This window comes from Muribaculum gordoncarteri, from assembly GCF_004803695.1.
Lineage (GTDB): Bacteria > Bacteroidota > Bacteroidia > Bacteroidales > Muribaculaceae > Muribaculum > Muribaculum gordoncarteri.
Window position 1 is genome coordinate 723,946 of record NZ_CP039393.1, and the last position, 13,668, is coordinate 737,613.

The window sequence follows — 13,668 nt, forward strand, 5'->3', positions numbered from 1 at the left end:
CGCATTAAAGTTTAATGGCGCGGCTTTTCAGTCGGGTATGTCTATGATCAGGCTGTCGTAGGCTATGTGTACGTTGGGCGGTAGTTTTGCCGCCATTACTGATTGCAGTCCGAATCCGTGGCTTAGATGGGTGAGATAGGCCGCTCTCGGATTCACACGGACTATTATCTCCAGTGATTCGGGCAGGCTCATGTGGGATATGTGCGGTTTCTGTCGCAATGCGTTTATGACGAGGGTGTCGACTCCCTGCAGCAGGTCGACGGTGGTGTCGGGGATGGTCTTGGCATCGGTTATGTAGGCGAATTTTCCAATGCGGAATCCCAGGATGGGCAGATTAAGATGCATTACCGGCAGCGGAATCACTTCTATGTCGTCGACCATGAACGGACGGCTGTCGATTTCGTGGATGTCAAACGACGGAACACCGGGATAGGGGTGCTGACGGAAGCAATAGGGCACGCGTTCACGCAGGTCGCGGGCCACATCGCTCTTGCAGTAGAGAGGAAAGCTGCGGTGGTTGGCGCAATAGGGGCGCAGGTCATCGATGCCGCCCACATGGTCGTAGTGGCTGTGGGTGAGCAGCGCACAGTGCAACTGAGGGCATCCGGCGTGAAGTATCTGCGTATAGAAGTCGGGCCCGCAGTCGATGAGCAGGTTGCGCCCGTCGTTCAGTTGGATTAAGGCCGAGCTGCGCGAGCGTTTATCGTGGGTGTCGGTCGAGGTACACACCTCGCACTTGCACATCAGTTGAGGAACTCCCGAGGAGGTGCCTGTGCCTAAGAATCGCAGTCGCATGGCTAAATGACGTTTACTTCAGGTGAAAGCATTATTCCGAATCGGTCGTAAACCGTGGCCTGTACACGCCGGTAAAGCTTCACCACATCGTCGCTCGTGGCATTGCCGGTATTGACGATGACGAGGCACTGGCGCTGATAGACCATGGCTCCGCCTTCGACCGCTCCCTTGAGTCCCGAAGTTTCGATAAGCCATCCTGCGGGAACCTTGACAAGGTTGTCGTCGACATCGTAGTGCGGAGCTTCGGGATAGGATGATTGAATGTGCCGCCACATTGACTTGTCAATGACGGGATTCTTGAAGAAGGAGCCTGCGCTGCCAAGCTCCGAGGGTTCGGGAAGCTTGGATCGTCGTATCTCTATGACTCGATTGCGCACTGTGGCCGGTGTAAGATAAGTCACTTCACGCAGCTCCTTAAGAGGGCCGTAGTCGAGCGTATAGCGTGGCGTGTGCCACAGCCGGTAGTGGACGGCAGTGATGATGTAGCGTCCTGCCAGGTCGGGGCGCTTGAAGAGGCTGTCGCGATAGCCGTACCGGCACTCGTCGGCGGTGAATGTCACCATTCCGGAGGTGAAGGTGTCCAATGCTTCTACCTTGACAATCAAGTCCTTTACTTCGACACCGTAGGCACCGATGTTCTGTACGGCCGAGGCTCCCACCTCGCCTGGAATGTAGGATAGATTTTCGGCTCCGTACAGGTTGCTGTCGACGCAATGTTGCACGAAGTCGTCCCACACGATGCCTGATTCGGCACGTATTATCACGCTTTCGCCGTCGTCGGCCACCGTCGACATTCCTTTCATGGCCGAATGCAGCACAAGTCCGTCAAACGACTTGGTGAACAACAGGTTGCTTCCGGCTCCAATGTGGAGTCGCTTCATCGTGGCAAACTGTGAGTCGGCAAGAATCGAGCGCAGTTGATCGACCGAATCGTATTCGGCCATCCATCGAGCCCGTGCGGGGAGGTGGAATGTGGTTGCGGATGACAGGTCGAAGTCTTGAATCAGTAGCATTGGCAGTGTCGTTTTTTATAATCGGAAGCTTTGAAGCAGTCCGTCGTCAAATATCAGGTAAACTCCGTTTTCATAGTTCCATAGCTCGTGCATGGTGCTTATGCCCGGACGGCGGTCGACCGAAGTGGGCGGGCCGAGTGCGAGTCGGCACTCTTCGCGGGTCATGTACTTCACTATGCGTCCGTGAATTATGTTACGCCAGTTTTCGTCGGAGATTTGGGGATATTTCAAGTGTGGATCTTTGAGGAAAAAGAGTGAGGCGAAGTTGCGCGATGAGTTTCCGCTGTCGCCTACCGACATGAACACATAGGCCGGCCGGCCGTTGTCGAGCTCGGGGTTGCGGAATTTCACCATTACGGGGTAGACGGAGTTGCCGGGCAGCACATCCATCACCTCCACAGGAATGAATTTCAGTCCGTTGCGGGCTTTACCGTCCTTGTCATACCACATCGAAGTGCGGATATAAAACTTTTTCCCTTTTATGGCTTTCATTGTGCTGTCGACGACGCTCAACTCAATGGTGAAAGGAATTTCGATTTGGCTGCGTCGGGCAAGCTCTTCAGGCGAGGAGTTCAGTCGGTAGACCACCTCGCGCCCCTTGGAGTCGGCAAATAGCAACTCGGTGTCGGCTTCGCCCGTGAGCGACGGCACCGTGCGGTATTTGCTGAATGAAAGCAGGTCGCCTTGACGCGGCGACGGAGTAGACGAGGGCTCGAGGGCGAGGTTGATTTTGTCGTCGGTGACATAGAACAGCTTGCCTTCGTGCCACTTGTCGAGTGGAGCGTGACGCACATTGTCGAGGTAGCGGTCTTCCTCAGTTACCGCAACTTTTTCGCGCTTGACATCGGATGCGGTAATTTTGGGAGTGCTCTCAATGCCGGTAAAGCATCCCGACATTGAGAGCATTATTGCTGACGCCGCTATGTAAGTTGCAATGCGCGACATTTACTTAGTGACGGGTGTTATTCCCAGGTTATAGAAGATGAAAGAATATATGTCGGCATACTCGTCGAGCACCTTTGCAACGGGCTTGCCGGCTCCGTGACCCGCCTTGGAGTCGATGCGGATGAGCTTGGGAGCGTCGCCGGTGTTGCTTGCCTGAAGCTTGGCGGCATACTTGAACGAGTGTGCGGGAACTACTCGGTCGTCATGATCGGCTGTGGTGACAAGTGTTGCGGGGTAGGGTGTGCCGTCGTCCTTGATGTTGTGCAGTGGCGAGTAGGAGAGCAGGTAACCAGCCATTTCGGGAGAATCGGCGCTTGTTCCGTAGTCGGAAGCCCAGTTCCAACCGATGGTGAACAGGTGATAGCGCATCATGTCCATTACGCCTACACGGGGAATGGCCACCTTGAACAGGTCGGGGCGAAGGTTCATTGTAGCGCCCACGAGCAATCCGCCGTTGGAGCCGCCCTCGATTGTGAGGTAGTCGGGCGATGTCCAGCCTTCCTTGATCATGTACTCGGCAGCTGCGATGAAGTCATTGAACACGTTCATCTTCTGCTGCTTGGTACCGGCGAGGTGCCAGGGTTCGCCGTATTCGCCGCCTCCGCGCAGATTGGCCTCGGCGTAGATGCCGCCGTTTTCAAGCCAGAACAGACGCTGAGCCGAGAAGCCGGGATTGAGCGACACGTTGAAGCCTCCGTAACCGTAGAGGTAGACGGGGTTCTTGCCGTTGCGTTCAAGGCCTTTTTTGTAGGTGATGAACATCGGTATCTTGGTTCCGTCGGCCGAGGTGTAGAACACCTGCTCGGTAACGTAGTCGTCCATGTTGAATCCGGGGATTTCAACTGCCTTGTAGGGCTCCGACTTGCCTGAAGCGAGGTCATACTTGTAGATTTCCGACGGATAGGTGAACGATGTGAAAGTATAGAACACTTCGTCGTGCTTGCGACTTGACGACACGCCTGCCGAACCGAGAGTGGGCAGCTCGATTTCGCTGAGTTGTTTTCCGTCGAGCGAGTAGACATAGAGGCGGTTGGAGGCATCGATGTCGTAGGTGAGGATGAGTTTGTCGCCGGCAAAGTTGACACCCGACAACACGCCTTCGCCCTCAGGCACGAGCTCTTTCCAGTTCTCGCGTTGGGGAGCTTTGACCGAGGCGGTCATGAGGCGGTAACGCGGTGCGCCGTAATTGGTGTAGATGTACATCGTTCCGTCGATTATGTCGAGGATTGATATGTCGTAGTCCTGTGAAGGCTCTACAGTCACCCATTTGGCATTGGGATCCTTGAGGCTCTTCATGGTGATTGACGAGCCGAGTCCCTCGCCGCCACCGTAGATTATAAGAGCCGATTCGTCGTCGGGCACTGAAGCCGAGTGGAAGTGCAGGGGATGATCCTTGTCCTCATACACAAGCTTGTCGTCGCTCTGGGGAGTTCCTATTTTGTGATAGTAGACACGATGGTTTTCGTTGGCGTGGGAGAACTCCTTGCCGTCGACGGGTTTGTCGTAGGCGCTGTAGTAGAAGCCGTCGCCTTGCCATGCGGCATCGGTGAACTTGGCCCATTCGATGTGGTCGGGCAGCAGCTCCTTGGTTTCGGTGTCCATCACATAGATTTCGGTCCAGTCAGAGCCGCTGCGCGAAATGGTGTAGGCGGTGTACTTGCCGTCGTTGGAAGTGCTTATGCCGGTCAGGGCCACTGTACCGTCGTCGCTGAGCTTGTTGGGGTCGAGGAACACCTCGGGTTTCTCGTCAAGAGAGCGTGTGCGGTAGAGCACCGACTGATTCTGCAATCCGTCGTTCTCGTAGAAGTAGTACCATCCGTCCTTCTTTGAGGGCATTCCGGGTTTCTTGTAGTCGTAGAGCGTTTTGAGTCGCTCGCGGATGTCCTTGCGGAAGGGTATCTTCGAGAGGTAGCTTTCGGTGAGTGCGCGTTCCTCTTCCACCCACTTTAGGGTGGCTGCCGAGGTGTCGTTTTCCAACGGACGGTAGGGGTCGGCTACTTGCACACCGAAGTAATCGTCGACAGTGTTGTCGGCGGGTGCTTCAGGATACTGAAGTTTGTTGGTCGAGCATGATGCCACTATTGCCATAGTTGCTAAAGATAGAAGTATATGCTTCATAATGTGATAATTGATGATATTGATTTATTGTTAAGCATTTCGCCCGTGGCAGTTCTTGAACTTCTTGCCCGAGCCGCAGGGACAGGGGTCGTTGCGGCCCACCTTAGGCCCGTTGATAATGGGCTGGGTGCGCTGTTGCTCGCCCTGTGGTGCCGAAGCGGCCTGACGCTGTGCGCTTGAACCGGGATATTGCTCGCGGCTTGCGCGGTAGCGGCTATAGTCGTTGGGACGGTCGGGCATAGCCTCCTTCACCTCGGGCTGACGCTGTGCGGGCTGCTGGCGATCCTGTTCGGAGCTGAGGCGAGCGTCCTCGGCGCGCTGCTGCGGGATGAATATCTGTCCGCGCATGAGTGCCGACACGGCCTTCACGTTGAGCGTGTTCATTGCGTTCTCAAACAGGTGGAATGATTCAACCTTATATATTACAAGGGGATCCTTCTGCTCGTAGGATGCGTTCTGAACCGACTGACGCAACTGGTCGAGCTCGCGCAGGTGCTCTTTCCACACTTCATCGATTGTGACAAGCATGATGGCCTTGTGCCACTCCTTGAGGAGCGCCTTGCCCTTGCTGTTGTAGGTTTCGGTGATGTCGGCCGGGATGTTGAACACACGCTTGCCGTCGGTGATGGGAACGAGGATGCGGCCCTTGGCATCACGCTTCTCTACCCATTCCGAAATCACAGGCATGGCTATTTCGATGATGCGGTCGGACTTGCGGCGGAAAGCTTCGTTGACCGATGCATGGATGCGGTCAAACACTTCGTTCTTTGGCATCGAACGGAACTCCTCCTCGGTGAACGGAGTTTCGACAGCAAACACTTTCAGGAGCTCGAGCGAGAGGTCGGCATAGTCGGCCGGCGAGTCATAGGTGTTTACGATGTTCTCCACCGTGTCGTAGAGCATGTTGTTGATGTCGATTCCGATACGCTCACCCATGAGTGCGTGGTGACGGCGACCGTAGATGTACTGACGCTGCTTGTTCATCACGTCGTCGTACTCAAGAAGACGCTTACGCACGCCGAAGTTGTTTTCCTCGACACGTTTCTGAGCGTTCTCGATAGCGCGGTTAACCATCTTCGACTCAATCATCTCGCCCTCCTTGATGCCGAGTGTGTCGAGCATCTTGGTTACGCGGTCGGTTGCGAATAGACGCATCAACTGGTCCTCAAACGAGAGGTAGAACACCGAAGAACCAGGGTCGCCCTGACGGCCTGAACGGCCTCGGAGCTGACGGTCGACGCGGCGTGACTCGTGACGCTCGGTACCGATGATGGCAAGACCTCCCGCCTCCTTGACTTCGGGCGGAAGCTTGATGTCGGTACCACGACCGGCCATGTTGGTGGCTATGGTGACGGTGCCTTTCTTACCGGCCTGTGCCACGATTTCGGCCTCTCGCTGGTGCAACTTGGCATTGAGCACATTGTGGGGGATGCGGCGCAGTGTGAGCATTCGCGAGAGCAACTCCGATATTTCGACCGAGGTTGTACCCACGAGCACCGGGCGGCCCTGCTCGACGAGGTTGACGATCTCATCGATTACGGCGGCATACTTTTCCTTCTTGGTCTTGTAGACGCGGTCGTTCATGTCAATACGTGCCACCGGCTTGTTGGTGGGTATTGTCACGACATCGAGTTTGTATATGTCCCAGAACTCGCCTGCTTCGGTTTCGGCCGTACCGGTCATACCTGCAAGCTTGTGATACATACGGAAGTAGTTCTGGAGGGTGATTGTGGCGAATGTCTGTGTCGCAGCCTCGACTTTCACGCCCTCCTTGGCCTCGATGGCCTGATGGAGTCCGTCGGAGTAGCGGCGGCCTTCCATGATACGGCCTGTCTGCTCGTCGACAATCTTGATTTTGTTGTCGTCGATTACGTATTCCACATCCTTTTCAAAGAGGGTGTAGGCCTTGAGCAGCTGGGTCACGGTGTGTACGCGCTCGGCTTTCACCGCGTAGTTCTGCATCAGCTCGTCCTTGCGTTGCTGGCGTTCGGTTGTTGAAATTGACTGGTTGCCTTCGACTTCCGAGAGCTGCGAAGCAATGTCGGGCAGAACGAAGAACTGCGGATCCTCGCTTCGTCCGGTGAGCTCGTCGATACCTTTGTCGGTCAATTCTACCGAGCGGTTCTTCTCGTCGATTACGAAATAGAGGGGTTCGACAGCCTTGGGCATCTCGCGGTTGTTGTCCTGCATATAGAATGCCTCGGTTTCGAGCAGAAGCGGCTTGATGCCTTCCTGCGACAGGTATTTGATGAGCGCGTTGTTCTTGGGAAGACCCTTGTAGGCCCGGAACAGCTGAAGGGCACCTTCCTTACGCACTTCCTTGTCTTCGCTTGCGATTTTTTCCTTGGCTTCGATCAGGAGTCGGCCCACGAGCTTGCGCTGTGCCTCATATACTTTCTCTACATTATACTTGTATTCGTTGAAGAGCTGATCCTCGCCCTTAGGCACGGGACCTGAGATTATAAGCGGTGTACGGGCATCGTCGATGAGCACTGAGTCGACCTCGTCGACGATTGCGTAGTAGTGCTTGCGCTGAACCATGTCCTGAGGCGACATGGCCATGTTGTCACGCAGGTAGTCAAAGCCGAATTCGTTGTTGGTACCGAATGTTATGTCACATGCATAGGCTTTGCGACGCTGCGGCGAGTTGGGCTGATGCTTGTCGATGCAGTCGACCGTCTGTCCGTGGAACATGTAGAGCGGACCCATCCACTCGGAGTCACGTTTCGACAGGTAGTCGTTGACGGTTACCACGTGTACGCCTCGGCCGGTGAGTGAGCGGAGGAATACGGGGAGGGTTGCAACGAGTGTCTTACCTTCACCGGTTGCCATCTCGGCGATTTTGCCTTGATGCAGCACGATACCGCCAATGAGCTGTACATCGTAGTGTACCATGTCCCATTTGATTTCGTTACCGCCGGCCATCCAGTGGTTGCGGTATATGGCTTTGTCGCCTTCGATGCTCACGAAGTCTTTGCCGGCAGCGGCGAGGTCGCGGTCCATGTCGGTTGCTGTTACCTCGATTGTTTCGTTGGCTGCGAATCGGGCAGCTGTTTCGCGCATTGCTGCAAATACGGTGGGCAACACGCGGTCGAGTTCCTTCTCGTAGGTTTCGAGGATGTTTTTCTCTCGGTTGTCAATGTCGTCCCACAGAGGCTGACGCTCATCGAAGGGGAGTTCCTCGATTTTATTCTTTATCTCGGCAATTGCGGTTGTGTCGGCCGATGTTGCGTCGGCGAGTTCCTGCTTGATGCGGTTGATTGTATCACGGAGTTCATCGTTGGTCAGCTCCTTCATGCGAGGGCCGAGGGCGTTGATTTGGTCCACTATCGGTTGTATTTCCTTCAGGTCGCGCTGCGACTTGTTGCCGAATAGCTTGCTTAAAATAGAGTTTAATGACATTTATGTAGATTTTTTTAATTATCGAATTTAGTGAGGCTGACCCTGTGCGGGCTATGTAATGATTGATGCGTTACAGTGGGATTGGATAATCGGTCACCGTCGGCCGGTTGGTGGAGTTGGCCGGGATTATCGGTTGAAGCGCATCGGCGGCAGCTCGGATGCGTTGGGCGAGCGTATGCGCAGAAGTCGAGCCACTGTGGGGGCTATGGTGCGTGCGTCGATTTCCGAGGTTATGCGCTCGGCCTTGAGGTCGGGCGACAGGAAGAACACGGGCGACGACATGAAGCCAGTGCGCACTGTTGAGCGCACCTCTTTCTGGTTATTAGGATTCTGGTCGACGATTTCCCATCCGGGTGTCACCTCGATGAATACATCGCCGGCATAGTCGACCTGGGTGTTGCGCTTCAGCGCGTCGGCATTGTGTCCGGCACGGCCGGCCTCGATGTCATCGATTGTCCACACACGGCTCACTCCGCTCATGCGCAGCAGCAGGTCAGCGGCTTCGGTGCGGATGGTCTTGGGATCGATGCCGTTATCTTTTATCAACTTGTGGTTGAGGAATATCTGTCCGTTGTGGTAGCCCGAAACCCATTCTCCGTTGCCGTATTTGGGAACGAAGTAGACATTGAGCAACGACACTGCACGACGGGGGATGAACTCTCCGTTGGGGATGCCCCACCTTTCATCGTCACGCTTGGTGCTTGGCGGTGCGGGAGTGCCGGCCACCATTATGAATGTGTTCTTTAAGCCTACATTGGTGTCGATGGCGCGGAACAGGCGTGCAAGGTCGGCATCGAGTTTGAGGTAGCTGTCCATCGTTTCGATGCGGTTGTCGGCATCCTTGGCTGCTGCAAAGGGGGCGAGAGTGTAGCCGAGATTGAGCATGTCCATGGCATCGTGTGTGCCGAGGCGCAGACCCTTGATGTAGTCGGCCGCGATGTCGGTCACCTCGGTGTTGACGGGTGCCGATGTCTTGTAGTTGCGGAAGCGGTCGATGTCGTTGCGCAGGAACTGATGGCGAAACGGATAGTATTTCTTGTAGGCGGGCAGGTCGGGATAGCTTTCGGGTGAAAGCGAGGGCTTCCAAGTGAGCGTATCGAGCCTCGAGGCGAGCGACCTGGAGAAGTTGCGTGCCTGCATGGGTTGCGGCACATCCTTGTAATAGGCGGTTGTGGCCCATCGGCCGGTCACGTCGTTAATCCAGAATGCACTATTGCCTGCATGTCCTGCAAGTATTATCGATTGGGACGGGGAGGGGGCTACCGAATATACGTTGCCTATGCCTCCGCCGTCGATGCGAACTTCGTCGGAGAGGGTGCTGACCCTTATTGACTTCGGTGAGTAAGTTTCGTCGGTGTAGTTGCCTATCTGCGAGGGATCGAGCACAATCGGGTACTGTCGGCGCATCTCGGCATCGTAGACAAATGCCGCGGGGATGCCGTTGACCGAAGGTGACGCTCCGCTGTAGATCATGGCTGTGGCGGCTGTGGCATCGAGCGCCGTTCCGTAGTTTACGTTGTCGAGCATCACGCCGTCACGCATCAGCAGCTTGAATCCGTTTTCGCCGAAATAGCCTTTGAGCAGGTCGAGATAGTCCTCACGCAGCCCGTCGATGACTATGCCCACGACCAGTTTGGGACGGGGTGACGGAGCCTGTGCCGCAACGGACAGGGTGACCATTGAGGCTATGAGAGCCGTGACTAATCGCACGGTTATGCGGGGGTCTTTCTTTCGACGCATGTGATATAAATGTATCGTACCGATAGCATGGCATCGCTTATCAACAGCGGGATGAATGCGCTGTTGCCGGACTGTCCGGTGAACGGCCACGTTACTGATAACAAAAATAATGCTGCAAAGTTAATTATTTCATACCATTTTAACAACCCGGCGCACTTTTTTGTGTAGATAAAGAGCGGAACAATCAAGCAGAAGGGATTGAGCCAAACTATGAGCCAGTTGGGTGAAGTGGCTTCGTGGGATGACACAAACACAAGGAACGTGATGACGCATCCCGCTATTCCGAAGAGGGTGAAAATGATTGAGTCGAACCAGCGCGTCACTTTACGGCGAATGCAGTCGTGTATCGTCACTATTGCCGTTGCGGCGAGCAGGCATAGGGCGACAAACATGGGCGTGGAGTGCCACGGCGATGGCGGCAGCGGTCCTCCCGAAAGCTCACCCTCCCACAGGGTTTCGGTGGAGTCGACAAGAGGCACCTGATTGCCTGTAGAGTCGCGAAGGGTGGCGGTCGACATGAGCGCGAGGAGCATTTCGGGTGCGAATGACTTTTCGCGTGTCGACAGCTTATAGTCGATGCCGCTACCGAGCGCAAGGTCTATGCCGAATTGATACCACGGATAGTTGGCGTGATATTGTCGCATGGCGTTTCTGAAAGTCCAGTCGGCAGTGTGGTCGGGCGCGGTAAACGATAGGGTGTCACCTATCGCGGCCTCAAGCATTACGAGTGGCCTTGTTGCACAGTTGTCCTTTACGTAGTTGTAACGGTAGGTGCGTTTTTCGGGCCGCAGGTTTTCGCTCAGCAGCTCGGAAAGCCTGTGGGCCTGGGGTTGGGTCAGGTCGAGGTGCTGTTCGACTACACGCCGTCCGTGACGCATGTAGTCGGCCATGAAGTATTCAAAGGGATAGGCCGCCACCATGTAGTCGGTTTCGCCTTTTACAAAACGGTATATGAAGTTGGGCGAGTCGAAGTCGAATATCCCGTAATTTACGGCGAGGTCATTGTCGCCACGCTTTATGCGTAATGCGGTGTGACCTTCAAGCTCGTAGACCTGATTTCCGGGGAGGCAGGTTATCAGGCTCACACTGATCGAGTCGTCGGGCAACACCTCGTTACGGGCCTGTAGGTCGCCGAAGGTTGCTGCAGTAAGCAGCATGGCCGCCATTGCGGCCGATACTTTATTTATTATTCTCATTTCTGATTATTCTCACTCCGTAGATTTGTCCCACCTGCTTGCCTTTATGGGCTTGGAACTTCACGCGCACTTCGTTCTTTCCGTTCAGCATCGAGGCCGGTATTGCATAGTCGACAGTCTTGAACTGTGTCGTGCGCCAGCGGTGGGTGTTGTCGGCACTTGCCATCAGCTCGTCGTCGATAAGAATGTCAAATTCCGATGTGCGCCATTCGTCCTGACCCCAGAATGTAAGCCTCAGTGTAAGATCGGTTTCGCCGTTGGTCTTCATGAGGTAGCTGAAGTGGTGTCCGTTGCGTGCGTCACGATAGAACACACCTTCGGTTGAGCCTTTTTCGGAACGGCTTGTTTCCATTCGGTGGTCGGTTTCGGGCTGTTGCTCTCCTGGCATCACCTTGTCGATTGTGCGCGCCTCGAGTGCGTGACGCTCAGCCTCCTCGTCGGCGAGTTTCTGCAGATATTCTTTATATCCTTTTTCGCTAAGTGCGAGCCAGTACATCATGTAACGCGAGTCGTGTATCTCGAAGAAGGGTTGCAATTCGCCGTCGATGGGGTTCTCCATGCGGGTTGTGAGCTTGAAGTGCAGCGGCTTTCCTGCTACGGGTCGGAGGTCGCGGGTGATGTCGTTGATTTCCTTAGGCAGGAGGATGGGAGCCTTGTCGAGCGGAAGGCGTTCGCCGCCGGCATATTGTCCGAAGCGGCTGTCGTCGGCTATCAGCGATTGAAGGTCTTCAGTGCCGGTCTTCATGCCGAGCAGAATAGGCCCGTAGGTCAAGGCTACGTATTGCGGAACATTGGGCATGGGTTTTACTGCGGCGTGCATAGGCATGCTTATTTCAAGACGGTCGCCCTTCTTCCATTTGCGCTTGATGCACACAAATCCGTTTTCCTCATATTGATCGGCGTTGAATCCCACGCCTTTAACCTTGAAGTCGTCGCACCATGAGGGCTTGCGTATCTTGAGCGTGAAGTCGCCTTTGCCTTTCACGACGCTTATCTGCGATGATTCGGCATAGGGGAATGCCGTTTCCTGACGGAGCACCATTCCCTTATCACGCCAGTTCAGCTGCGAAGCCACAAAAAGGTTGAGGTAGAGAGCGTCGTCGGAACTCTTTGCTCCCTTTGAACGAGTCCACACAAACTGGCCGTACTTTCCGTGATTTTCCATTCCCGTTCCTACGCAGCACCACATGGCCATGTTGGGAGCGGAGTAGTTGCGATAGTGACGCGGACGGGCCGATGTGAAGTAGACATAACCGCCGTGCTCCGGATGCTGGGTCGAGAGAATGTGATTGAACATGGCCACTTCGTAGAAGTCGCCGTAGGCTCCGTCGGGATTTGCTCGGTTGAGGAACTCGGTGAGCTTCATCATGTTGTAGGTGTTGCACGACTCTGGGCCGTCAATGTCGTTCACGTAGTCGATGCAGGTTTCCTTGGTGGGGAAGTGTTCGCGTCGGCTGTTTCCGCCGAGGGCGAGTGAACGCTCGTGAGTTACGATGTCCCAGAAGTATTGGCTTGCATCGTGCATCTTGTTGTCGCCGTCAAGCTCGGATATGCGCTGGAATCCCACTACTTTGGGTATCTGAGTGTTGGCGTGCATGTTGTCAAGGCAATCGCGATGCTCTTCCATGGGGATGAGCAGCTGACGGTGGGCAAATCGACGGGCGCAATCGAGGTATTTTTTGTCGCCGGTCATTGCGTAGGCATCGGCTATGACCTCGTCCATGCCTCCGTGTTCGTTTCCGAGCATCCTTTCCATCTGCTCGTCGGTCAGTTCCGAAGTGATGTCGACAGCCCAATCGCAGAATTTCAGGAATAGCCGGCGTCCGGTGGCGTTGTCGCAATAGAGCCAAGTGTCACGCAATCCGGCAAACATCTTGTGCAGATTATAGAATGGAGCCCATGCGCCGAAATAGGTGCTGAAATCGCCTTCACGGAATGTCGACCACAGTTTGGCGCTGTTGGGGAATCCTCCCACATAGTTGCGGCTCCAAGGCTCGTTGCGCTTGTCGTTGGCCTCGGCGCAAAGATTAAGCTCCTCGAGCATGTATTCCATTCGTCGGCGACACTCCTCGTTGCCTGTAGCGGCATTTATTGCAAGTGCCGACAGATAGTGTCCTCCCACGTGGCCGTCGAGGCCGTCCCAGTTGGGATAGGTCGGTTTTCGGGGTTCAAGACCTGCTTCCTTGCGATAGGGAGCGAGCATTCGGTCGCAGTCATATTTCAGCAGCGTTTCGATGTTCAGGTCACGAGCTTTTTTCAGCGGCCCGTCGAGCAACTCGATGTCGCCGAGAGGAAATTCGTCGCTGTATAGTTTGTCCTGAGCTTGTGTCGTTATGTTATGTGATGAAAAGCCTAAAAAGGCTATGGCAATAAGTACTTTTTTCATTGAGGTGGTCATCATTATGAGTTTGATACTTTGCAAAGTTAGTCATTTTGTCGTAAAATCAATAAGAGTGAGT

Annotated in this window: 8 protein-coding genes; all 8 read right to left on the minus strand. The window is 54.8% G+C overall.

Annotated features, from left to right (window positions below):
- Positions 1-27 precede the first annotated feature (27 nt).
- Positions 28-795, minus strand: coding sequence for an MBL fold metallo-hydrolase (locus tag E7746_RS03120; protein ID WP_135947439.1), 768 nt, complete (start codon positions 793-795; stop codon positions 28-30).
- 2 nt (positions 796-797) lie between these two features.
- A complete protein-coding gene (gene murB / locus E7746_RS03125) occupies positions 798-1,808 on the minus strand; it encodes a UDP-N-acetylmuramate dehydrogenase (RefSeq protein ID WP_136409799.1) in 1,011 nt (336 codons plus the stop codon).
- A 15-nt stretch (positions 1,809-1,823) separates the two neighbouring features.
- On the minus strand, positions 1,824-2,753 hold the full coding sequence (locus E7746_RS03130; RefSeq protein WP_123396081.1) for a hypothetical protein: 930 nt from the start codon (positions 2,751-2,753) through the stop codon (positions 1,824-1,826).
- A complete protein-coding gene (locus E7746_RS03135; RefSeq protein WP_123396080.1) occupies positions 2,754-4,871 on the minus strand; it encodes a prolyl oligopeptidase family serine peptidase in 2,118 nt (705 codons plus the stop codon).
- A 30-nt stretch (positions 4,872-4,901) separates the two neighbouring features.
- Positions 4,902-8,273, minus strand: coding sequence for a preprotein translocase subunit SecA (secA, locus tag E7746_RS03140; RefSeq protein ID WP_136409800.1), 3,372 nt, complete (start codon positions 8,271-8,273; stop codon positions 4,902-4,904).
- Between the two features lie 126 nt (positions 8,274-8,399).
- Positions 8,400-10,013, minus strand: a complete 1,614-nt coding sequence (locus tag E7746_RS03145) for an alkaline phosphatase family protein (RefSeq protein WP_136409801.1) — start codon at positions 10,011-10,013, stop codon at positions 8,400-8,402.
- Complete coding sequence (locus tag E7746_RS03150) at positions 9,986-11,209, minus strand: Lnb N-terminal periplasmic domain-containing protein (protein ID WP_136409802.1); 1,224 nt, start codon at positions 11,207-11,209, stop codon at positions 9,986-9,988. The genes E7746_RS03145 and E7746_RS03150 overlap by 28 nt, the downstream gene beginning before the upstream one ends.
- Positions 11,193-13,595 (minus strand): glycoside hydrolase family 127 protein, encoded by a 2,403-nt coding sequence (locus tag E7746_RS03155; RefSeq protein ID WP_202877167.1) that lies wholly within the window; start codon positions 13,593-13,595, stop codon positions 11,193-11,195. Before E7746_RS03155 ends, E7746_RS03150 begins: the two co-directional genes overlap by 17 nt.
- Positions 13,596-13,668 lie beyond the last annotated feature (73 nt).